The organism is Amycolatopsis pretoriensis (genome assembly GCF_900107925.1).
Lineage (GTDB): Bacteria > Actinomycetota > Actinomycetes > Mycobacteriales > Pseudonocardiaceae > Amycolatopsis > Amycolatopsis pretoriensis.
This window is the reverse complement of the sequence record NZ_FNUJ01000005.1, coordinates 612,969-635,225: the sequence shown is the minus strand read 5'-3', so window position 1 is coordinate 635,225 and position 22,257 is coordinate 612,969. Positions and strand designations below refer to the sequence as shown.

At 69.2% G+C, this 22,257-nt stretch carries 20 protein-coding genes, 3 tRNA genes and 1 pseudogene; 11 read left to right on the top strand and 13 right to left on the bottom strand.

What is annotated here, in order from left to right; translation table 11 throughout:
- Positions 1-73 precede the first annotated feature (73 nt).
- Complete coding sequence (locus tag BLV96_RS24870; RefSeq protein ID WP_086675537.1) at positions 74-979, top strand: SGNH/GDSL hydrolase family protein; 906 nt, start codon at positions 74-76, stop codon at positions 977-979.
- A gap of 221 nt (positions 980-1,200) precedes the next feature.
- Here BLV96_RS24870 and BLV96_RS24865 read toward each other — a convergent pair whose 3' ends face one another.
- The 6 genes from BLV96_RS24865 to BLV96_RS24840 form a co-directional block, all read right to left on the bottom strand.
- A complete protein-coding gene (locus tag BLV96_RS24865) occupies positions 1,201-1,599 on the bottom strand; it encodes a MaoC family dehydratase (RefSeq protein WP_086675538.1) in 399 nt (132 codons plus the stop codon).
- Positions 1,596-2,045 carry a MaoC family dehydratase N-terminal domain-containing protein gene (locus BLV96_RS24860; RefSeq protein WP_167379722.1) on the bottom strand — a complete coding sequence of 150 codons (450 nt, stop codon included), beginning with the start codon at positions 2,043-2,045 and terminating at the stop codon, positions 1,596-1,598. Before BLV96_RS24860 ends, BLV96_RS24865 begins: the two co-directional genes overlap by 4 nt.
- Before the next feature lie 77 nt (positions 2,046-2,122).
- Entirely contained in the window at positions 2,123-2,287 is a 165-nt protein-coding gene (gene rpmG / locus BLV96_RS24855; RefSeq protein WP_005152047.1) for a 50S ribosomal protein L33, read from the bottom strand.
- Between the two features lie 49 nt (positions 2,288-2,336).
- Positions 2,337-2,409 (bottom strand) — tRNA-Met (locus tag BLV96_RS24850).
- A gap of 51 nt (positions 2,410-2,460) precedes the next feature.
- A tRNA-Thr gene (locus BLV96_RS24845) sits at positions 2,461-2,533 on the bottom strand.
- A gap of 79 nt (positions 2,534-2,612) precedes the next feature.
- On the bottom strand, positions 2,613-5,258 hold the full coding sequence (locus BLV96_RS24840) for a putative bifunctional diguanylate cyclase/phosphodiesterase (RefSeq protein ID WP_086675540.1): 2,646 nt from the start codon (positions 5,256-5,258) through the stop codon (positions 2,613-2,615).
- A gap of 237 nt (positions 5,259-5,495) precedes the next feature.
- On the opposite strand from BLV96_RS24840, the gene BLV96_RS24835 reads away from it, so the two are divergent.
- From BLV96_RS24835 to lon, 3 genes are all read left to right on the top strand, one after another.
- Entirely contained in the window at positions 5,496-6,434 is a 939-nt protein-coding gene (locus BLV96_RS24835; protein ID WP_086675541.1) for a GNAT family N-acetyltransferase, read from the top strand.
- 71 nt (positions 6,435-6,505) lie between these two features.
- Entirely contained in the window at positions 6,506-7,360 is an 855-nt protein-coding gene (locus tag BLV96_RS24830) for an SAM-dependent methyltransferase (protein ID WP_086675542.1), read from the top strand.
- Between the two features lie 100 nt (positions 7,361-7,460).
- Entirely contained in the window at positions 7,461-9,863 is a 2,403-nt protein-coding gene (lon, locus tag BLV96_RS24825; protein WP_086675543.1) for an endopeptidase La, read from the top strand.
- Positions 9,864-10,189: 326 nt separating this feature from the next.
- Here lon and BLV96_RS50780 read toward each other — a convergent pair.
- A pseudogene (locus BLV96_RS50780) lies at positions 10,190-10,621 on the bottom strand (class I SAM-dependent methyltransferase); the annotation flags it as partial.
- A gap of 292 nt (positions 10,622-10,913) precedes the next feature.
- On the opposite strand from BLV96_RS50780, the gene BLV96_RS24815 reads away from it, so the two are divergent.
- Entirely contained in the window at positions 10,914-11,474 is a 561-nt protein-coding gene (locus tag BLV96_RS24815; RefSeq protein ID WP_086675544.1) for a DUF4231 domain-containing protein, read from the top strand.
- Here the strand turns inward: BLV96_RS24815 and BLV96_RS24810 are convergent.
- Complete coding sequence (locus BLV96_RS24810) at positions 11,435-12,178, bottom strand: glycerophosphodiester phosphodiesterase family protein (protein WP_086675545.1); 744 nt, start codon at positions 12,176-12,178, stop codon at positions 11,435-11,437. The two genes, BLV96_RS24815 and BLV96_RS24810, sit on opposite strands and share 40 nt — an antisense overlap.
- Before the next feature lie 69 nt (positions 12,179-12,247).
- Positions 12,248-12,330: transfer RNA gene (locus BLV96_RS24805), tRNA-Tyr, on the bottom strand.
- A 117-nt stretch (positions 12,331-12,447) separates the two neighbouring features.
- Between BLV96_RS24805 and BLV96_RS24800 the strand changes: the two genes are divergently transcribed.
- From BLV96_RS24800 to BLV96_RS49280, 3 genes are all read left to right on the top strand, one after another.
- Positions 12,448-12,939, top strand: a complete 492-nt coding sequence (locus BLV96_RS24800) for a YajQ family cyclic di-GMP-binding protein (RefSeq protein WP_086675546.1) — start codon at positions 12,448-12,450, stop codon at positions 12,937-12,939.
- Positions 12,940-13,062: 123 nt separating this feature from the next.
- Positions 13,063-13,536, top strand: coding sequence for an HIT family protein (locus BLV96_RS24795; RefSeq protein WP_208608312.1), 474 nt, complete (start codon positions 13,063-13,065; stop codon positions 13,534-13,536).
- Between the two features lie 480 nt (positions 13,537-14,016).
- The gene (locus BLV96_RS49280; RefSeq protein WP_143051020.1) at positions 14,017-14,766 is read left to right on the top strand and encodes a hypothetical protein; all 750 of its coding nucleotides are present in this window, start codon (positions 14,017-14,019) and stop codon (positions 14,764-14,766) included.
- Positions 14,767-14,887: 121 nt separating this feature from the next.
- Here the strand turns inward: BLV96_RS49280 and BLV96_RS24790 are convergent, their stop codons facing one another.
- A complete protein-coding gene (locus BLV96_RS24790; RefSeq protein WP_086675547.1) occupies positions 14,888-15,550 on the bottom strand; it encodes a hypothetical protein in 663 nt (220 codons plus the stop codon).
- Between the two features lie 147 nt (positions 15,551-15,697).
- Here BLV96_RS24790 and BLV96_RS24785 point away from each other — a divergent pair, with 147 nt between their 5' ends.
- The gene (locus tag BLV96_RS24785) at positions 15,698-16,834 is read left to right on the top strand and encodes a sialidase family protein (protein WP_167379721.1); all 1,137 of its coding nucleotides are present in this window, start codon (positions 15,698-15,700) and stop codon (positions 16,832-16,834) included.
- Between the two features lie 53 nt (positions 16,835-16,887).
- On the top strand, positions 16,888-17,763 hold the full coding sequence (gene rfbA, locus BLV96_RS24780; RefSeq protein ID WP_086675549.1) for a glucose-1-phosphate thymidylyltransferase RfbA: 876 nt from the start codon (positions 16,888-16,890) through the stop codon (positions 17,761-17,763).
- Here rfbA and BLV96_RS24775 read toward each other — a convergent pair.
- From BLV96_RS24775 to htpX, 3 genes are all read right to left on the bottom strand, one after another.
- Positions 17,760-19,070, bottom strand: a complete 1,311-nt coding sequence (locus BLV96_RS24775) for an NtaA/DmoA family FMN-dependent monooxygenase (protein ID WP_086675550.1) — start codon at positions 19,068-19,070, stop codon at positions 17,760-17,762. The two genes, rfbA and BLV96_RS24775, sit on opposite strands and share 4 nt — an antisense overlap.
- 1 nt (position 19,071) lies before the next feature.
- Complete coding sequence (locus BLV96_RS24770; RefSeq protein ID WP_086675551.1) at positions 19,072-20,166, bottom strand: LLM class flavin-dependent oxidoreductase; 1,095 nt, start codon at positions 20,164-20,166, stop codon at positions 19,072-19,074.
- Positions 20,167-20,291: 125 nt separating this feature from the next.
- Complete coding sequence (gene htpX / locus BLV96_RS24765) at positions 20,292-21,143, bottom strand: zinc metalloprotease HtpX (protein ID WP_086675552.1); 852 nt, start codon at positions 21,141-21,143, stop codon at positions 20,292-20,294.
- A 134-nt stretch (positions 21,144-21,277) separates the two neighbouring features.
- On the opposite strand from htpX, the gene BLV96_RS24760 reads away from it, so the two are divergent.
- Complete coding sequence (locus BLV96_RS24760) at positions 21,278-22,246, top strand: YncE family protein (RefSeq protein ID WP_086675553.1); 969 nt, start codon at positions 21,278-21,280, stop codon at positions 22,244-22,246.
- Positions 22,247-22,257 lie beyond the last annotated feature (11 nt).

Genomic DNA, 22,257 nt, shown 5'->3' with positions numbered 1-22,257 from the left:
GGGGTTGGACGACTCCCCCTAGTCACCCGGATCGCCCACTTCGAAACCGGCTTCGCACCGGTAGAAACGAAGGGTGGCCAAGAACAGTGGGGGCGGCTGCCTCGTCGTTGTGCTCGTCGTCGGTCTGCTGGCCTTCGGGTACTACAAGTGGCAGCACGGTTCCTCTTCCGCGCCGCCGGACACCGGGGCCGAGACCGGGGGTGGTTCGGGGCGGTATGTCGCTTTGGGCGACTCCTACACCTCTTCGCCGCACAACGGGCGGGTGGCTGGTCCTCCTGCGGGGTGTGCGCGTTCGCTCGACAACTACCCGCACGTCGTTTCGGCGAAGCTGAAGCCCGCCGAGTTGGCTGATGTCAGCTGCAGTGGGGCCACCACCGCCAATTTGACTTCGCCTCAGAAGACTTCGGACGGCACCAACCCCGCTCAGCTGGATGCTGTCAACTCCAAGACCACGCTCGTCACCCTCGGGATCGGCGGTAATGACGTCGGGTTCATCTCGATCGCCGCCTCCTGTGCCACTGCTCATCCCTCCGGGTCGCCTTGTAAGGACCGGTTGACCGCCGGTGGGCGTGATCAGCTTGCCGAGCGGATTGATGCCGCTGCTCCGAAGGTGGGGGCTGTTCTCGACAAGATCCATTCCAAGGCGCCCAAGGCCAAGGTCGTCGTTGTCGGGTATCCGACCGTTTTGCCTGATGGGGATGGGTGTTGGCCCGTTCTTCCCGTGGGGGCCGGGGATGTTGACTACTTCCGGGGGGCGCTCGGGAAGTTGAACAAGATGCTTGAGGATCAAGCTGATGCTCATTCGGCCGGTTATGCCGATACCGCTGCTCCCAGCAAGGGGCATGATGTCTGCTCGGCTTCCGATACCCGGTGGGTTGAAGGGGTTATTCCCACCTCGCGGACCGATCCTCTTCATCCGAATGTTCGGGGGGAGCAGGGGATGGCTGATGCTGTTCTTGGGGTTCTCAAGCTTCCTTGAGTTCTCTGCCGGGTTCTCTTCCGGCACCCCGAAGCTGTCATTGTGACTACGGTCGGCAACACCGCGTCAAGGCGGGAAAGATGCCTTGACCCGGTGCTGCCGGCCGTGTTCTGGCTTCGGATCGGGGTGCGGGGGAGGTCTGGGTGCTCGGCCGCGTCTGTTCTCGGGTTCCCCTTGCGTTTTCGGGGTGGCTTCACGCGCGGCTTTGCCCGTGGCTCCCGCTAGACGCGTACCAGCGCTTGGGGCTTGCCCAGGACCGTTTTCCCGTCGAACTTCGCCACCAGGTCGATTCTGGCCGTTCCGTCCTCGTTGATCGCTCCCACCTTGCCTTCGAACGCCACCACTGCCCCCTCGGGCGTGTTGGGGACCACTACCGGCCTTGTGAAGCGGGCGCTCAGGTCGATCAGCCTTGCCGGGTCGCCCAGCCAGTCCGTCACCACCCGGCCGGCCAGGGCCATCGTCAACATCCCGTGGGCGATCACGTCCGGGAGGCCTACCTCCTTCGCGAACGCCTCGTTCCAGTGGATCGGGTTGAAGTCCATCGCCGCTCCCGCGTAGCGGACCAGCTGGTCGCGCGTCACCCGGACCTCGATCGCGGGCAGCTCGTCGCCGATGTTCACGATTCCTCCCCCCGGACCACCAGCTGGGCCCGCGTCGTGGCGATGTGCTCGCCCTCGCCGTCCACGATCTCGGCTCGCAAGTTGATGAAGTCGTTGCCCGCGCGGGCCATGATCTTGTCGATGTGCGTCGTCAGCAGCAGCTGGTCCCCCACGCGGACCGGGCGGCTGTAGCTGAACTGCTGGTCGCCGTGGACCATGCGCGAGTAGTCGAGCCCCAGCTCCGGGTCGCTGACGATCGCGTTGATGGCGGCGAGGTTGACGATCGTGATGAACGTCGGCGGGGCGATCACGTCCGGGTGCCCGGCGGCGCGGGCCGCCTCGGGGTCGCGGAACACCGGGTTGACGTCGCCGATCGCGTCGGCGAACTCCCGGATCTTCTCCCGGCTCACTTCGTAACTGGTCTGCGGCGGGTACACCCGCCCGGTGAACGATTCGTCCAAGGGCACCCGAGGAGGCTACCAACAGCAAGAAGCCGCCCTGGTGGACCAGGGCGGCTTCTCGAAAGCTGGGTGAACGCGCTACGTCAGCGGGTTTCCTTGTGCGTCCGGTGCGTACCGCAGTTCGGGCAGAACTTCTTCATCTCCAGGCGATCCGGGTTGTTGCGCCGGTTCTTCTTGGTGATGTAGTTGCGGTGCTTGCACTCTTCGCACGCCAGCGTGATCTTGGGTCGCACGTCGGTGGCAGCCACAGCGTTTCCTTCTCTCTCAGGTCCGGGGGCCAGCCCCGTCGTTACCGCGTAGCGGTGGCCGGACTTGAACCGGCGACACAGCGATTATGAGCCGCTTGCTCTGCCAACTGAGCTACACCGCCCTTACATGACCCAAGCCGCGACACGCGGGCGTGACGCGGCTAGAGGTCGAGAGCCCCTTTACGGAATCGAACCGTAGACCTTCTCCTTACCATGGAGACGCTCTGCCGACTGAGCTAAAGGGGCCTGCCTCTCGCGAGGACTTGGAAAGATTAGCAAGCCCCGTCACCCGCCCGTGCAACCGGGGTCCCCTTACCACGAAACCTCAGGTCAGCAGGGTCAAGACGGTCTCGGAGTGGCGGCCCGGCGAGCGCGCCGTGCGGGCCTGCAGCCACGCCTCCAGGCGGTCCTCCGGCAGCGGACGCGAGATCAAGTAGCCCTGGGCGACGTCACACCCCATCGCCTCGAGCTGGTCGCGCGCCACGTCCTCCTCGACGCCCTCGGCGACCACCGTCAGGCCGAGCGAGTGACCCAGCTCGACGATCGACCGGACCACCGCGAGGTCGCCGAGGTCGGTGCCCATGCCGAGGACGAAGCTCTTGTCGATCTTGACCTGGTCGACCGGCAGCTGCCGCAGGTAGGCCAGCGACGAGTAGCCCGTGCCGAAGTCGTCCACCGCGAGCGTGATGCCCAGCGAGTGCAGCTCGCGCAGGATCGGCAGCGCCTTCTGCGGGTCGGACATCACGCCGGACTCGGTCAGCTCGAACGTCAGCAGCTCCGGCGGGATGCCGTGGTGCTCCAGCTCGCGGGCGACCTTGTTCGGGAAGTCCTCGTCGGCGAGGTTGCGCACCGACAGGTTGACCGCGACCGAGATCCGCAGGCCCTCGTCGAGCCACTTGCGGCAGCGCTTGAGCGCCTCGCCGAGCACGAAACCCGTCAGGACGCCGATCAGGCCGGCCGCCTCGATGGCCGGGACGAACTCGTCCGGGCCGAGCCGGCCGAACTCCGGGTGCACCCAGCGGACCAGCGCCTCGACGCCGGCCACCTGCCGGTTCGGCAGGGTGATCTTCGGCTGGTAGTGGACGCTGACCTGGCCGTCCTCGAGGGACTGCCGGAACTGCGTGACCATCTGGAAGCGGCGCAGGAAGATCTGGCCCATGCTCGGCACGTACCCGCGGACCTCTTCGCCGCCCTTGGTAGCGCGAACAGCCACGTCGGCGCGCTGCAGCAGGCCTTCGATGTCGACGACGTCGCCGGACTCCTCGGGCGTCGTCGTCGCGTAGCCGATCATCGCGTTCGCCTCGACCGACAGCCGGTCCACCGGGTACGGCGCGGACAGCTCCTCGCGCAGCCGCTCCGCCGCCGCGTGCGCGTCCTCCGGCGGGCAGCCGACGAGCAGCGCCGCGAACGACGCGCCTTCGAGGCGGGCGAGCGGGACGTCGGGGCCGAGCGCGTCGCGGATGCGGCGGCCGGCGGCGATCACCATCCGGTCGGCCCACGCGTACCCCAGCGCGTCGCTGACCGTCGAGAAGACGTCGAGGTCGATCCGCAGCACGACGGCGTTCGCGAAGTCCCGCAACGGTTCCTTCGCCACCTGCCGGAAGCCCGGCCGGTTGAGGTGCCCGGTGAGCGGGTCGTGGTAGGCGTCGTGGCGCAGGGTCGCGAGCAGGCGCCGGTTGTCCAGCGACGTCGCGAGGTGGCTGGCCATCGTGCCGAGCAGCTGGACGTCGTACTTGCCGAACCCGCGCCAGCGCGAGAGCCGGTCGTGCGCCTCGACGACGCCGAGCAGCTGGTTCGCGCTGCGCAGCGGCACGACGAGCGCTTCCTGCGCGCCGCGGTCGAGCAGCGCCGCGCGGACGTCGGGGTTGGCTTCGGTGATCCGGAAGTGCCGGACGTGCGCGCCGGGCAGGCGCAGCAGCGGGTCGTCGGCGGCCGGGTCGGCGGCCGGCAGGTCGTCGCCGGCGACGACCACGCGCATGGCGTCCTTCGGTTCGAGCCGCAGTCTCAGCACGACCCGGCCGGCGGCGAGCTGGTCCTTGATGCGCTCGGCGATCGTGGCCCACTCGCGGACGTCGACGCCGCCGACGAGCTCGTCGGCGCGGCTGGCCGGGCGCGCCGCGGCCTGCTGACCGGACCGGGCGACCATCAGGCTGACGTCGGAAAGCGCCTCCATGTCCCGCTGCTCGCGCAGCAGGTCGGAGTAGGCCCAGTAGAGCGCGGTCAGGCCGAGGAACACGGCGAGCACCAGCGGCCACGCCTTGGGCGTGTTCGAGATGACGAGGTAGCCGGACAGGCCGACGGAGGCGTTGACGAACCCGACGACCAGGATCCGCGCGGTGAGCCGGACGGCGGTGCTGACCCGCATGCGGCGGCGCAGCACGCGGACCGCGGCCAGCGCGAGCAGCGTGCTCACGAGCGGCGCGGTCAGGGTGCCCGCCAGCGCGGCGACCCACGGGATCTTGTCGCCCGCCCCAGCGCCGACGGCGACCTTCACCAGCCCGGCGACGCCGAAGGCGCCGGTGATCTCGAGCAGGAACGCGCCCGCGTTGTAGAGGACGCGGCCGGCGACCTTGCGCGCGAGCAGCGTGCCGATGCCGGCGACCAGGTGCGCGGCCAGCACGACTTCGAACGGCGCGACGAAGAACCCGATGACGAGCGGGATTTCGGTGAACGAGATCGTCCACGAGATACCGCTGCGGACGTCGACGTTGATGCCGAGCTGTTCGGCGAGCAGGAAGGCGACCGCGAGCACGGGCCCGATCCACAGGAGCCGGCTGTCCCAGTGGAACGGCAGCCACGAGCCGACGGCGAACGCGGCGACGAGCCCGATGCTCAGGACGGCGAAAGTGTACGCGCGGAACCGGCGTTCGTCGGTGCGGGCTTCGACGGAGACGGGAGGTGTCCCGGAAGCGGTTCCCGGCCCGGGCTGCGCCTGCGCTACGGCGTCGCCGTGGGCGTTGGTGTCCGGCATCCGACCTTCCCTCCCGGCTTGTCCACCGGTACTGATCCGTGACTTCGGGTGTGGACAAGGGCCATACCGTACCCCGTAGGGCGTACCCGCGTCCCTTTCGAGACAGTAGGAGATCACCCCAGGGTTAACAATGCCTCGATGGCGCTGACCTGCGTGGACCAAGGGGTGAAACGTAAAGGGTCGGCTAAGGGGTTGGTCCTTTGCACACGGACGCCCCGGTCGCGCTTCAATGAACCCATGCACAGCGACGTGATAGCCACCGAACACGCGGCCCGGCTCGCGGCGGTGGATTCCCTGCTCCCCGGTTCATCTCCCTTCGAGGCGGCCGAAAACGCGGTGGTGCTGGAGGTCGCGACGGGTGACTCCGCCGCGTCCGCCCTCGCCTCGCGCATCCAGGTCGACCAGGACGCGCCCAACGCGCCGTGGCGGGCGCTCACCGAGCACCGCCTCGACCTCCAGCTGGCCGGCCCCCAGCCGGCGGCGGCCCTCGACGCGCTGCTCACTCGATGGGATGAACATCTGCGCGCGGTCGCCGAGCGCGGCGACACCGAGACCGCGGCGATCGTCCCGCGCGCGAGCCGCGACGCCGCCGGCACGCGCGAAATGCTGCACCACGGCTTCGCGCCGCTGCGGGTGATCGCGGTCCGCCCGGCGGAGCGGATGATCCCGGCCGGCCCGCGCGGCACGCCCGGCGTCAAGATCCGCCGCGCCGAGCCCGGCGACCTCGAAACCGCCGTCGCGCTCGGCCTGGAACTGCACACCTTCGACGCGCAGTACGGCACGGTCAACTTCCGCAAGGGCGTCGAGGACATCATGGCCAAGGACCTCGCCGAGCAGCTGAACCGGCCGGAGCCGCCGCTGTGGATCGCCGAGCTGTACGGCCGTCCGCTCGGGATGGTGAACGTCCAGCACCCGGGCGAGACCGGCTGGATCAGCGACCGCGTCAACGCGTCCCGCGTCGGCTACCTGTCGTCGCTGGCCGTCGCGGAGACCGCGCGGTCGTCCGGTGTCGGCACCGCGCTGTCCGCCCACGCCCACCACGTGCTGGACGAGGAAGGCGCCGACGTCGTCCTCCTGCACCACGCGGCGGCGAACCCGTTGTCGACGCCGTTCTGGTACGCCCAGGGGTACCGCCCGCTGTGGACGTACTGGCAGCGCCGGCCGGCCGTTCGCTGAACGACTGGCGGCTTACCCCAGGGCGTCGGTCCTTATAGGCTTGCCACCGGGAGCAGCGAGGGGAGCCGGAAGTGACCGACCAGCGTGATTCGGCGCCGAGAGCGCCCGAAGGCGTCGACACCGAGAAGCCGTCCGCGGCCCGGATCTACGACTGGTACCTCGGCGGCACGCAGAACTGGGCCGTGGACCGCGAGTTCGGCCGGCGCATGGAGCAGCAGTGGCCGCTCGTGCGCCCCGGCTCGAAGCAGAACCGCGAGTTCATGAACCGCGCGGTCCGGGCGGCGCTGCGGGCCGGCATCCGCCAGTTCATCGACCTGGGCTCCGGCGTCCCGACGGCGGGCAACGTCCACGAGGTCGTCGAGGCGGAGCTGCCCGAGGACCACGACGCGAAGGTCGTGTACGTCGACTACGAGCCGGTCGCGGTCGCGCACGCGACGCTGATCCTCGAAGAGGAGATGGCGACGGACTGGGCGGGCATCGTCCAGGCGGACATGAGGGACGCGAAGTCCGTGCTGCGGGCGGAAGAGACGAAGCGGCTCATCGACTTCTCGCAGCCGGTCTGCCTGATGATGATGGCGGTCCTGCACTTCGTCGGCCCGGACGACGACCCCATCGGGCTGCTGAAGGCCTACCGCGACAAGCTCGCACCGGGCAGCTGGCTGGCGATCTCCCAGATGAGCGAGGGCGACGGGACGGGCCCGTACCTGGACGGCCTGCGCTGGTTCGTCGAGCAGTACCGCAAGACGAGCAACCCGGTCTGGCTGCGCAACCGCGAGGAGATCGAGCCGCTGTTCGGTGACTGGGAGATCATGGAGCCGGGCATCGTGCACCTGCCGGACTGGCGGCCAGACCGGAAGCTGAACGCCCTGGAAGCCGAGGCTCGGCCGTTCGCCTGGTGTGGCATCGGGGTCAAGCCAGGAGCCTGACCTGCGGTTTCGCTGATCGCTGTGGGCGAACGCACCATCGGAAACAAACGCACCCATCGGAGAGTTGAGCAAGGCAGACTCAACTACACGAGGAGTGCACATGTCCGACACCCGCCTCCTGCCCGTGCTCCCGCTCGATGACGACGTCGTGCTGCCGGGCATGGTCGTCCCGCTCGACCTCACCGACACCGAGACGCGGGCCGCGGTGGAGTCCGCCCAGGCCAACACCCCGAGCCAGGCCTCGTTCCCGGGCATCCGGTCGACCGGCGCCACCAAGGCCGAGGTCCTGATCGTCCCGCGCGTCCACGGTGAGTACGCCGAGTTCGGGACCGTCGCGACGGTCGAGCGCATCGGCCGTGTGCCCGGCGGGAAGGCCGCCGTCCTGCTGCGCGGCACGGCCCGCGCGCTCGTCGGCCGGATCGCCGACGGTCCCGGTGCCGCCCGCTGGGTGCACGCCGAGGACGCCGCCGAGACCACGGACGACCAGACCGCGAAGCTCGCGGCCGAGTACAAGGCCGTCGTCATCTCGATCCTCCAGCAGCGCGGCGGCTGGCAGCTGATCGACGCCGTCCAGCAGGTCGAGGACGCCTCCGCGATCGCCGACCTGTCCGGCAACGCCCCTTACCTGTCGACCGACCAGAAGCTGGAACTGCTCGGCGCCCTGGACGTCACCGCACGTCTGGAGAAGTCGCTCGAGTGGAGCAAGGAGCACCTGGCCGAGCTCGAGGTGACCGAGACGATCCGCAAGGACGTCTCCGAGGGTATGGAGAAGCAGCAGAAGGAGTTCCTGCTGCGCCGCCAGCTCGAAGCCATCCGCAAGGAACTGGGCGAGCTCGACGGCACCGCGGACGAGACGGACTACCGCGCCCGCGTCGAAGGTGCCGAGCTGCCCGACGCCGTGAAGAAGGCCGCACTGGCCGAAGTGGACAAGCTGGACCGCACGTCCGAGCAGTCCCCCGAGGGCGGCTGGATCCGCACGTGGCTGGACACCGTCCTGGAGCTGCCCTGGAACGAGCGCACCGAGGACATTTACGACATCGCGGCGGCGCGGGCGGTGCTCGACGCCGACCACGCCGGGCTCGACGACGTCAAGGAACGCATCATCGAGTACTTGGCCGTCCGGAAGCGTCGCGCGGAATCGGGTCTCGGCCCGGTCGGCGGACGTCGTTCCGGCGCCGTGCTCGCCCTCGCGGGCCCTCCCGGGGTCGGCAAGACGTCGCTGGGTGAGTCCGTCGCGAAGGCCATGGGCCGCAAGTTCGTCCGCGTCGCCCTCGGCGGCATCCGCGACGAGGCGGAGATCCGCGGGCACCGCCGCACGTACGTCGGCGCGCTGCCGGGCCGGATCGTCCGCGCCATCAAGGAAGCCGGCTCGATGAACCCGGTCGTGCTGCTCGACGAGATCGACAAGGTCGGCGCCGACTACCGCGGCGACCCGACGGCCGCGTTGCTCGAAGTGCTGGACCCGGAGCAGAACCACACGTTCCGCGACCACTACCTCGAGGTCGAGCTGGACCTGTCCGACGTCGTGTTCCTGGCGACGGCCAACGCGCTCGAGACCATCCCCGGCCCGCTGCTGGACCGCATGGAGCTCGTCACGCTGGACGGCTACACCGAGCACGAGAAGGTCACCATCGCCCGCGACCACCTGCTCCCCCGCGAGCTGGAGCGCGCCGGCCTGGCCGCTTCCGATGTCGTGTTGACCGACGCCGCGTTCAGCCGGATCGCCGCCGAGTACACCCGCGAGGCGGGCGTGCGCGACGCGAACCGGACGATCGCCAAGGTGCTGCGCAAGATCGCGACCAAGGTGGCGCTGGACCAGGTTTCGCTGCCGCTGACGGTGGACGCTGCCGATCTGGACGCCTACCTCGGCCGCCCGCGGCACATCCCGGAGTCGTCACTGCCGGCGTCGACGCAGCGCACGGCGACCCCGGGCGTGGCGACCGGCCTGGCGGTGACCGGTGCGGGCGGTGACGTCCTCTACATCGAGGCGTCGCTGGCCGACGAGGAGTCCGGCGCGTCCGGGCTGCAGCTGACCGGCCAGCTCGGCGACGTGATGAAGGAGTCGGTGCAGATCGCGCTGTCCTACCTGCGGTCGCACGGCGCGGAGCTGGAGCTGCCGGTCGGTGACCTGCGCAAGCGCGGCATCCACGTCCACGTGCCGGCGGGCGCGGTCCCGAAGGACGGGCCGTCGGCGGGCGTGACGATGACGACGGCGCTGGCGTCGCTGCTCTCGGGCCGCGTGGTCCGCGCGGACGTCGCGATGACCGGCGAGGTGTCCCTGACCGGACGCGTCCTCCCGATCGGCGGCGTGAAGCAGAAGCTGCTGGCGGCGCACCGCGCGGGGATGAAGACGGTGATCATCCCGCAGCGCAACGAGCCGGACCTCGACGACGTCCCGGCCGAGGTGCTGTCCCAGCTGGACGTCCACGCGGTGGCGAACGTCCGCGAGGTCCTCGACCTCGCCCTGACGCCGGCTTCGACGCCGGTTTCCCAGGCGGCGTAACCCCGAACGCCGCCACCTGAGAACGGCCGGTTTCCCCATCCCCCAGGGAAACCGGCCGTTCGCTTCGCGTTCAGAGCCGGCGCGCGGCGATCAGGTAGCCGGTGCCGAGCCGGCCGGCCACGCCGCGGGCGGTCTTCGTGTCCCGGCGGACGATCCGGTCGAGCGGCGGCACCAGCGCGGTGACGTCGTAGAAGAGCGTGTCTTCCGGTTGCAGGCCGGCCCGCCACAGCTCGTGGCGCAGCCGCCGCGTCGACCAGCCGGTACGGGCTGAGCGGGTTGAGCATGGTGACGACCACGAGACCGCCGGGGCGGACCACGCGGGCGATTTCGCGCAGCGCGAGCGGAACGTCCACGTATTCGAGCACGCCCATCGCGAGCGCGACGTCGAAACCGCAGTCGGCGAACGGCATTTCTTCGATGTCCCCGACGGAGAAATTCGCGGCTTTCCCGGTGGTGCGCCGCGCGGCGTCGACCATCGCGGCGGACCGGTCGCAGCCGGTCACGGAGAATTCCCGCGGCCGGCTTTCCAGGAGATGGCGGACCATCATCCCCGGCCCGCAGCCGACGTCGAGGAGCGTGCCACCCGGGTGCTTCCGGAGCACCTGGTCGACGGCGTTGATCCGGGATCGGTGGTACCGGGCGGTGGGCCCCCGGCCGGCGTACGCCTCGGCGTAGTCGGCCACGAGCCCGGCATCGGCGTACTGGACCCGCACGAGCTGGTCGCGCGTCGGGCGGTCGAGCGTCCCGGGAACCGGCATGCGTACCTCCACTGGTCTGGGTTCGGCACTCGCGGGGTCGGGCCGGTCACGAAATCCGTTACCGTTTCCCGCTTGTTTCCGGAAATGACGCCTGGCGGCCGAATCACTCTTCATCCGTTTCGCGGATCAACCTCGTCCGACCCGCGTCGTCAATTCACATCGTTGCCGTTGTCGACAAATCGCACAATCGACGCGAACCGGTTTTGCGGAAATGAGCGCCGGGAGCCGCCGTAACACGCCGGGCGGGACCGCGACTTCCCAGGAAAGCTCGTCGTGCCGGAGGATCGACCCCATGAAGTTCCGACCGCCGTTCCCCCACGCCCTGCCCGACCCGAAGTCGCTCGGTTACCCGGTGGCCGTCGAAACGTACGCGATGCGCCTGCGCAGCTTCTACAACTCGCGCGCCACCTGGCACCGCCGGTTCTTCCGGCTCAGCGGCATCACGGTGATCGTGGTCGGCGCCAGCCTGCCGCTGCTGGCGACCCTCGACTGGCCGGGCGCGAAGCTGGCCGTGTCGGTGGCGGGTGTCGTCGTCGCCGGCGTCACCGCGCTGCGGGCGTTCTACCGCTGGGACCAGTCCTGGATCCTGCTGCGCAACACCGAGCGGGCGATCACCGAGGCGTGGTGGGACTGGCACGGCGACCTGGACACCACGACGAACGGCGACGGCGCGCCCGATCCGCGTCAGATCGAAGTCACCCGGGAGTTCGCGCGGAAGCTGATCGAGATCCGCAAGCGGGAAGCGGAAAGCTTCTTCGCCGACCTGGCCTTCCCGGCCCACAACGTGCACGACCGCAACGGAAGCGGACGTGATCAGGCGCGGGTCGCCGGCGTGAACCCGGAGAAGAAGTAGCCGTCGGCGAGCCGCGAAGCCCGTTCGGCCTCCTCCGGGGAGTGCGCGGTGTAGGCGATCACCGGGCGGCAGGCGGTGCGCCAGAACGTCACGAAGGGGTCCGGCAGCGCGGCGAGCTCGTAGGCGAGGTAGTCGGGCCGCATGACGGCGTTCGTCAGCATCATCCGTCCCAGCAGGGACTTGACCGGGCCGGCGGACGGGAGGGACCCGGAGGCCTGGCCGACGGCGCGATCCGGCACCAGCCGCCGGAACCGCCCGACGGCGACCGGGTCGAAGGACTGCACGACGGCGCCGTCGGGGTAGCCACGCAGGCGTTCGGCGACGGCCCGTTCGAGCGCCGACGAGCGGTCGAACCCCCAGCGGCGCACGTCGACGACGACCGGCACCCGGCCGTCGACCAGCTCCAGCACGTCGTCGAGCCGCGGGACGCGCTCCTGCGCGGCGCCGATCCGCAGCTCGCCGATCCGCGCCCAGTCGAGTTCCCGGACCAGCCCGGTCCCGTTGACGGCCATCCGCGAGAAGTCGGCGTCGTGCAGCACGACGGGAACACCGTCCCGGCTCAGCTGGACGTCGAACTCGAAGGGAACGCCCGCTTCGACGGCGCGCGCGAAGGCGGGCATCGTGTTTTCGGGTGCGTCCGCGGAGCCGCTGTGCAGGCCGCGGTGGGCGATGGGCGACGAGGTCAGCCAGCCGGGTGCTGCCAAGGGTCACCGTACCTTCGTCGCACAAACGAAATCAGCCTGGCGACGGATCACCAGGCTGATTCTCGTGGGTGGCGGGTGAGGGATTCGAACCCCCGTAGGCGTAAGCCAACTGGTTTACAGCCAGTCCCCTTTGGCCACTCGGGTAACCCGCCATGGCCGGTCGTACCGGCCGTCGAGAAGCTTACCCAACGGCTCCCGGCGGGGGTCAACCGGGATACCCGGGGCTAGGCTGGGTGCCCCTGACAAGCGAGTACGAGGTGTGAGGACACGTGGCGGATCCCTCTTTCGACGTCGTGAGCAAGGTCGACCGCCAGGAGGTGGACAACGCGCTGAACCAGGCGGGCAAGGAGCTCGGCACGAGGTTCGACTTCCGCGGCACGGGCACGACGATCAACTGGTCCGGCGAGGAGGCGATCGCGATCGAGTCCGAGACCGAGGAGCGCGCCCTGGCCGCGGTCGAGGTGTTCAAGGAGAAGCTGATCAAGCGCAGCATCTCGTTGAAGGCGTTCGAAGCCGACGAGCCGGCGCTGTCGGGCAAGATCTACAAGATCTCGGGCAAGATCCTGCAGGGCATCGCGTCGGACAAGGCGAAGCAGATCGCGAAGTTCATCCGGGACGAGGGCCCGAAGGGCGTCCAGGCCCAGATCCAGGGCGACCAGCTGCGGGTGTCGGGCAAGAAGAAGGACCAGCTGCAGGACGTGATCGCGTTGCTGAAGGGCAAGGACTTCGAGATCGCGCTGCAGTTCACCAACTACCGGTGATTTATCGTCGTTGACCTGCGGGTATCTGGGTTCAGGTGCCCGCGGGTACAACGTCGGTCACGCAGACCGAAGCCCTTCGGCCGGCCAGCTCAGCTACGAGTGGAACGAAGGCGACAGTCAGCCATGACGAGCGAGTGGCCGGCCAACTGGGCCGAGCGGATCAGCGGCAAAGCCTGCGAGATGTGCCAGTCGAAGCGTTTGGACGAAGACACCTACGGAATCCGGATCTTCGAGACGGCCGATGTGGACGCCGTGCTCCAGCGAGCCGACATCCAGCGCGGGTACACGCTCATGATCTGGCGCGGGCGTCACGTCGTCGAGCCATTCGAGCTGAGCGAGCCGGAGGCGCAGGCGTACTGGAAGGCGACGTCGACCGTGGCGAAGGCGCTGGCCACGTTCTACCGGCCGCTGAAGATGAACTACGAGACGCTGGGGAACACCGTCCCGCATCTCCACACGCACCTGCTGCCGCGCTTCGTCGAGGATCCTGCTCCGGGTAGGCCGTTCCCGCTGCTGCCTCAGAGTGGCGACGAAGCCCAGATCGACCCTGCGCAACTCGCCAGCGACGCCGCAGCGCTTCGGGCTCTTCTCGGTTGAGCCGCTGGCCGTGAGGCGGAGGCTTGGTGAGAACTTTCTCTACAGGATCAAGGCGGCCGCTCGGCCCCAGTTCTTTGCCTGGCCAAGCCCTCCCGGGGGCGTGCGGCCTGGCGGCCGGTCCCCGGCAAGTCGGCCGGGGCGGAAGGCCGATAGCCACGGTAGGCCGAATCCGGAGAACGGATGTCCTCGCCAGACAGGCAGGTCCCCGAGATGGCCGGCGGAGAGCATCTGTCGCGTCCACAAGCAGGCAACCCGTGGTCCCGTCTGTGCTCCCCCTTCCCGCTCGCCACAGGCTCAAACACGCATCCGGCCCGATACGAGCTCAGGCGGCTTAGGATCGGGAAGGGGGAGGTCCGGCAGGGTGATCACTGACCCGTGCCACGACGTGATTGGGCTGCGCCAGGTCGACGAGATGCCGAAGCCACACACTTGCCCGGAGTTGACATAGATTAAAACTTCGACAGGTACTAGCGTTCCAATATGACCGGAACACCGTGGTGGCTGCTGATTACAATCGCTGTTCTTTCAGGTGGGATCGCCATGGCCGCCAGCTGGCTCACAACCACGCAAGCGAACAAACACGCCAACATCCGCCATACTCGCGAACTCGCCCACGAGCGCGACATTGAGCGCAGAAAATTACTTCACTCCCGAGCATACGAATTATTCGACCAAGCATCGATTGCTGCAATGAACTTCATTCTTTTCACCGCAGAGGCGGCAGCAACGTCACGGAGTTTGGCCTCATTCTCCGAGCTCATTCCCAAGATACATAAGGAAACAGACGCAATCATCGACCTCATTCCCAGGATTAGGCTACTCGGGTCACCGCAAGTAGTGTCCGCGTACATCAGCTTTCAGAGGTGCGCCCTGGAGGTCAGCGGTCATATGCTGCGACAATTGCCAAGCCCACAAGACACTTCACCTCAAGAAGTCATTAAAATAGAGATACCCCAGACAGTTCGGGATCTACTTATGGAGGCAAATGATGCCGCCTTGGAAGTCATGCGTGCCGAACTGGGCGTCCTTGAACCACTCTCGCCGACGACTTCTGATGAAATCCGGCGGCAGGTCGACACACCGGGAAGGGGTTCACCGGTCAGGACAATCTGGCGACGACGAGAAGCCGACTCCAGCCGACCAGCCGGAAATGAAGCAGCTTTGCCGAAGCATGCACGACACTCGGGTACAAATCCGGTACGGACGACATCAGCCGACGACGACGAATGACGGCCACCAACGGATACAAATCCGTAGCTAAGAGCCCCGAACCACGCCATCACCCCAGGCAGGACGCAGTTCACCAACTACCGGTGACGCCGCCGCGGGCACCCGGCGACCGGGTGCCCGCTCAGGACGGCGTGATCGTCCAGCTGGCCTCGTACCCCTCGACCAACAGGTAAGCCGGCCCCACAACCTCAACCGTCTTCGACAAATCCCCGATCTCGTTCACCAAAAGATCGCGGACCTTCTCCGAGTGCACCCAAACGGCCACGTTCCCGCGCGTCTTGGCCGTGAAAACCACCGTCCGAACCCCGTCGGGGACCCGGAACACCGCGTCACCCTTGCCGGACACCGGAGACCCCGGAGCCGCCACCGGCAAGGTCCGGTAGTCCGCGATCGTCGCCGTCCAGGGTGCGTTCGCGTGGATCGTCACCTTCCGAGTCGGGCGGTCCGGTTCCGTGTTCAGCCACGTCGTGCCCTTGTACTTGCCGATCGCGTTGACCAGGCCGTACTCGCCGCCGTCCGTGTCGACCATCACGTTCGACGAGCACTTCGGGCAGTCGAACGTGAAGAAGCCCAGCTGGTCCGCCGGCCACGTCGAGGCGAACTCGCCGTCGCCCGTCCCCGTGTGCGTTTCCGGCGGCACGTCCCGAAGGACCGGCGCCGCCGATGTCGCGGGAGGCGCCGAAGCAGCAGAAGAAGTCACGATCGTGCCGAACCCCGTCGACGAACCGCACCCGGACAAAAGGACCAAGGCCAGGGCCAGGAACCCCGCCCACCCACGTTTCATCGTTCCCCCCTCGCAGCTACTCCAAGTTACTCGTCACCCGAAAGCGCACAGCAAACCCCCCGAACGCGCGAATGCGCCGTGTGACTGTCCACGAAGGACCCGACCGCCGTGCTGTAATCGCGCGGTCACCGCGTGGAGAGGGTCAGGATGCGCCGCTTGCTCGCCTTCGTGCTGTCACTCACCGTGATCTGCGCGACTCTGACGCCCGCGAGCGCCGCCGAGCGCAAGCTGCTCCTGCCCGGCCTCGGCTCCTACGCGCGGCTCGTCCGGCTCGACCACTCCATCTTCGGCCGCGGGAACATCATCGCCGCGCTGACCAGCGAAGACGCGAGCGGCAAGTTCACGCCCGTCATGGAGAGCACCGACGAGGGCGAGACGTTCCACCAGATCGGCGCCGTCCGCGACCCGGACGGCCGGTACGGCATGTGCTGCGGCACCCTCTACGAGCTGCCGCAACGCGTCGGTCGCCTCCGCGCGGGCACCCTGCTCTGGGCCGCCTCCTACCGGCAGGACGCCGGGGCGCAGCGCCGCGTCGGCATCAAGATCTGGGGCAGCCCGGACGGCGGCCGCTCGTGGCGGTTCCTGTCCGAGGCTGCCCGCTCGCACAACATCGACGGCATCTGGGAGCCCGAGTTCACCGTCGACGCCGGTGGCACGCTGTGGCTGCACTTCGCCGACGAGACGCAGGCCCCGAAGTACGCGCAGGTCCTCAACCGCGTCGCTTCGACCGACGGCGTGACGTGGGGCACCAAGCAGCTCACCCTGGCCATCCCGCCGGACCGGGTCCGCCCGGGCATGCCGATCATCCGCCGGCTGCCCGACGGCCGGTACTACTTCGCCTACGAGATCTGCAACTTCCGCGACCGCTACTGCGACCCGTACTTCAAGATCTCCCCCGACGGCGCCAACTGGGGCAGCCCCACCGACCCCGGCACCCGTGTGGACACCGCGAACGGCAACTACTTCCAGCACGCGCAGACGGTCACGCTCTTCCCCGGCGGCCCGAACGGCGTCCGGATCGTCATGGTCGGGCAGATCTACACCAACGCCAAGGGCCAGCCGCAGCCCGGGAACGGCCAGGTCCTGCTCGCCAACGACAACTTCGGCAGCGGCAACTGGTACGAACTGCCCGCGCCCGTGCACATCACCGGCATCTACAACAACTTCTGCCCCAACTACTCCTCGACGCTGCTGCCGGTCGACGACGGCCGGAACGTGCTCGAGATCGCCACCGAATACAACTCCGGCTGCAAGGCCTACTTCGGCAAGGGACCGGCCTTCTAGCGCCGGCTGCGGCCCGTAGGGTGGGGCCGACGCCGGACCCGAGGAGGCAGTTCATGAAGGGCATCGTGCTGGCCGGAGGCAGCGGGACGCGCCTGCACCCGATCACCCAGGCGGTGTCGAAGCAGCTGCTGCCGGTCTACGACAAACCGATGGTCTACTACCCGATCTCGGTGCTGATGCTGGCCGGGATCCGCGAGATCCTGATCATCTCCACCCCCGCCGACCTGCCGATGTTCCGCAAGCTGCTCGGCAACGGCGACCAGTTCGGCGTCTCGTTCTCCTACGCCGAACAGCCCAGCCCGAACGGCCTCGCCGAGGCCTTCGTGATCGGCGCGGACTTCATCGGCGACGACGACGTGGCGCTCGTCCTCGGCGACAACATCTTCTACGGCCAGGGCTTCTCCGGCCGGCTGCAGTCGGCCGTGCGCGAGCTCGACGGCTGCGTCCTGTTCGGCTACCCGGTGAAGGACCCCGAGCGCTACGGCGTCGGCGAGGTCGACGCGGCGGGCAAGCTGCTGACCATCGAGGAGAAGCCCGCCAAACCGCGGTCCAACAAGGCGATCACCGGTCTGTACCTCTACGACAACCAGGTCGTCGACATCGCCCGCGCGCTCACGCCGTCGGCCCGCGGCGAGCTGGAGATCACCGACGTCAACCTCGCCTACGTGCGCCAGGACCGGGCATCGCTGGTCGACCTCGGCCGCGGCTTCGCCTGGCTCGACACGGGCACGCACGACTCGCTGCTCGAAGCCGGCCAGTTCGTGCAGGTGCTGGAGCACCGCACTGGCGTGCGCATCGCGTGCCTCGAGGAGATCGCGCTGCGGATGGGCTTCATCGACGCCGCCGAGTGCTACGCGCTGGGCGAGAAGCTGGCGAAGTCCGGCTACGGCGACTACGTCAAGGCAGTCGCCGTAGCCGCCGGCGCCTAGAAGAGCCGCTCACGCAGCGTCGTGCCGGTGTACTCCGTGCGGAACACCCCGCGTTCCTGCAGCAACGGGACGACCTTCTCGACGAACTCGTCGAGCCCGGTCGGCGTCAGGTGCGGCACCAGGACGAACCCGTCGGCGGCGTCGGACTGCACGTACTCGTCGATCGTCGAAGCGACCGTCGACGGCGTGCCGACGAACTGCTGCCGCGCGGTGACCTCGATCACCAGCTCGCGGATCGAAAGCTTCTTCTCCTCCGCGATCGCCCGCCACTTGCGCGCCAAGGCGAGCTGGTCCTTCTCGTGCCGGACGCGGCCCCAGGTCAGCGGCTCGGCGTCCGGGTCGGGGTCGACCTCCGGCAGCGGGCCGTCGACGTCGTAGTCCGAGAGGTCGCGGCTCCACACCTGCTCCAGGAACTGGATCGCGGTGGCCGGCCGGACCTGCTGGAGCCGGATTTCGCGCGCGTGTTCCTCGGCTTCGGCGTCGGTGTCGCCGAGGACGAACGTCGCGGCCGGCATGATCAGCAGCTCGCCGTACTCGCGGCCGTACGCGGCCAGCCGCCGCTTGACGTCGTGGAAGAACGCCTGGCCGTCTTCGAGGGTGCCGTGGCGGCTGAAGATGACGTCGGCGGCCTTCGCGGCGAACTCGCGGCCTTCGTCGGAGTCGCCGGCCTGGATGACGATCGGCTGCCCCTGCGGCGTGCGCGGCAGCGTGAACTCGCCGTGGATGCCGAACTGCGGTCCACTGTGGACGAACTTGCCGGGGTCGCGCGCGAAGACGCCGTTCTCCTTGTCCCCCACCAGGGTTCCCGGCTGCCAGCTGTCCCACAGCTCGCGCACGGTGGTCAGGAACTCCTCGGCGCGCGCGTACCGGTCCTCGCGCTTGAGGAAGCCGCCGCGGCGGAAGTTCTTGCCGGTCCACGCGTCCGGCGACGTCACGACGTTCCACGCGGCGCGCCCGCCGGAGAGGTGGTCGATGCTTGCGACCTGGCGGGCGACCTCGTAGGGCTCGTTGAACGTCGAGGACAGCGTCCCGGCCAGGCCGAGGTGCGTGGTGACGGCGGACAGCGCGGCGAGCACGGTGGTCGTGTTGGGCCGGCCGACGACGTCGGAGTCGAGGATCTTGCCCGCGTGCTCGCGCAGCCGCAGGCCCTCGGCGAGGAAGAGGAAGTCGAACTTGCCGCGCTCGGCGGTGCGCGCGAGGTGTTCGAAGGACGCGAAGTCGATCTGGCTGCCCGACGCCGGATCGCTCCACACCGTCGTGTTGTTGACGCCGGGGAAGTGCGCGGCCAGCTTGATCTGCTTGGTCATCTCAGGCTCCCGGGGTGACGGCGTAGGCGTTGACGGCCCGGCCGAGGCCGAGGTGGTCGCGCAGGGTCTCGCCGCGGTAGCCGTCCCGGAACGCGCCGGCCGCCCGCAGCGCCGGGACGACCTCGCCGGCGAGCAGGTCGAGGTCGTCGGGCAGCACGGCGGGCCGCAGGTGGAAGCCGGCGACACCGGTCTCGGCGGCCCACCGGGGCAGTTCGGCGGCCAGCTGCGCGGGCGTTCCGACGAAGGACAGGCCCGCGGGCTCGAACGGCGTCAGCGCGTCCAGCTCGTGCTGCCGGTCGCGGGCGCCCTGCTCGGTCTCGGCGAGCACGAGCGACACCGTGGCCAGGACCTTGGCGCCGGGGAACCGGACGGCCGCGGCGCGCACGGCTTCGAGGTGGTCGGCGCGGGTGATGACCACGTCGGCGCCGACCGCGTGCGGCGAATCGCCGTAGACCGCGGTCACCGGGTGGCCCTGCGGCGGCCGCGGCGTGATCGACGGGCCCTTCACGCTGAAGAAGCGGCCCTCGAAGTCGACGTAGTGCAGCTTCTCGCGGTCGATGAACCGGCCGGTGGCGGCGTCGCGGACGATCGCGCCGTCCTCCCAGCTGTCCCAGAGCCGGCCGATGACGTCGAGGACCTCTCCCGTCTCGGCCTCGCCGTCCGCCGGCGACGGGGCCGGGCGGCGGCCGAAGTGCGCGGCCTCGCCGTCGGTCAGCGACGGCACCGCGAGGACGCCCGCGCGGCCGCGGCTGGCGTAGTCGAGGGTCGCGACCGACGTCGAGACGTGGAACGGCTCGGTGTGGGTGGTGGTGACCGTCGGGACCAGGCCGATCCGGCTGGTCGCCGGCGCGAGGGCGGACAGCGTGAGCAGCGCGTCGAGGCGCCCGCGCACGACCTCCTCGCCGCCGGGCTGCAGCGCCAGGGAGTCGTCGAGGGTCACGAAGTCGAGCGAAGCGGCTTCGGCGAGCTTCGCGTACTTCAGGTAGTGACCGGAGGTGAACAGCGCGGCGGGCTCGACCGCGGAGACACGCCACGCGGCCGGGTGGTACCCGGCCCCGTCGATGGCGACGCCCAGGTGCAGCTGTGCGGAAACCATGCCTACGGAACTCCGCTGGTCAGATCCGGATTCCCGCTCCCACCAGTTGGGAAGGCGCCACTTTCCCTACGAAAGCTCCGCTTTGAAACGCAAAGCGGCACTTTCACGTGAAAGCTCCGGCTGGGTCAGAACGGGCGGCGGGCCATTTCCTCGAGCCGCGCGATGCGGTCGGCGATCGGCGGGTGCGTCGAGAACAGCTTGCTCAGGCCCTCGCCGGGCCGGAACGGGTTCGCGATCATCAGGTGCGACTGCGACACGAGCTGCGGCTCGGCGACCAGCGGCCGCGCCCGCGTCCCGGCCTCCAGCTTCCGCAGCGCCGAGGCCAGGCCCAGCGGGTCGCCGGTCAGCTCCGCGCCGGACGCGTCGGCCTGGTATTCCCGCGACCGGCTGACCCCCATCCGGATGACGGCGGCCGCGATCGGGCCGACGAAGACCAGCATCAGGCTGACCAGCGGGCTGCCGTCTCGGTTGTTGCCGCCGAAGAAGAGCGCGATGTTCGCCAGCACGCTGATCACGCTGGCCAGCGCGCCGGCGACGCACGAGATGAGGATGTCGCGGTTGTAGACGTGGGACAGCTCGTGGCCGAGCACGGCCCGCAGCTCGCGCTCGTCGAGCAGGTCGAGGATGCCGGTGGTGCAGCAGACGGCGGCGTGCCGCGGGCTGCGGCCGGTCGCGAACGCGTTCGGCGCGACCGTCGGGCTCAGGTAGAGCTGCGGCATCGGCTGGCGGGCGACCTGGGCGAGCTCGCGCACGATCCGGTACATCGCGGGCTGCTCGACCTCGGACACCGGCCGCGCCCGCATCGCGCGCAGCGCCAGCCTGTCGGAGTTGAAGTAGGCGTAGGCGTTCATCCCCAGCGCGATGACCAGGCCGATGACCAGCGCGCCGCGGCCGAAGAGCCCGCTGATCGCGATGATGATCGCCGACAGCAGGCCGAGCAGCCCCGCCGTCTTCAGTCCGTTCTGGTGCCCGTGCACGCGCGCTCGCCTCCGTCCGCTCTGGAAGTGGGTTACCCACTGGAAACAACGCGATCGGGGGACGCGAAGTTCCTTCACGTGATGATGGCGCGGGTTAGGCTCGGTGAGCGAGTTGATCACGAGCGGAGGCGCCGATGCGAGGTCGCCCGATAGGCCGGAGGGCCCTGTTCGCGCTGGTCACGGCCGGCGCCGGGGCCGTCGTCCTGCCCGGGGTGGCGCGGGCGCAGGACGTCCGGTCGATCGACCTCGGCGGGTCCCCGACCGCGGTCGCGGTGAATCCCGTCACCGGGCTCGCGTACGTCACGGATCCCGAGGCCGGGACGGTCTCGGTGGTCGACCCGCGCGGCGCGTCGGCCGGCGCGGTGGTCCGCGTCGGTGGCTCCCCCGGTGACATCGCGGTCGACCCGAAGACCAACCGGATCTACGTCGCGAACCCGCCGGCCGGCACCGTCGTCGTGCTCGACGGCCGCACCCACGACCTGGTGAGCGTGATCGGCGCGGGAGCGGGCGCTTCGGCGCTGGCCGTGGACGAGCGGGCCAACCGCGTCTACGCGGTCAGCGGCGGCACCGGCACGCTCGCCGTGCTCGACGGCATCAGCTGCACCCTGTCCGCGCTGGTGCCGGGCCCGAAACCGAGCCTCGCCGGGATCGCCGTCGACGCCGGCCGCAAGCTCGCCTACTGCGCGAGCACCGGCACGGACTCGGTCGAGGTGTTCTCGATCGACAGCGGCAAGTTCGTCGCCAGCGTGAAGGTCGGCGCGCGGCCGACCGCCGTCGCCGTGCACGCCGAGAGCGGCTCGGTGTACGTGGCCAACTCCGGCATCCACCACATGTCCATTGTGGACGCGGCAACGCACGCCGAGCGCAAGACCGTGTTGCTGCGCAGCGAATCGTCCTCGCTCGCCGTGCACCAGGGCACGAACACTGTGTACACCAACGGCGGCCAGAACGGGCTGAGCCGGGTCGACGGCGGCACCGGGACGCTGACCGGCGAGCTGTCGCTGGGCGTCAACCCCGGCGACGTCGCGGTCGACCAGGGCACGCGCACGGTGTTCGTCACGGATCCCTTGCACGGCAGGGTTTCCGTGATCCGCGATTTTTGAGCACGCGGCTG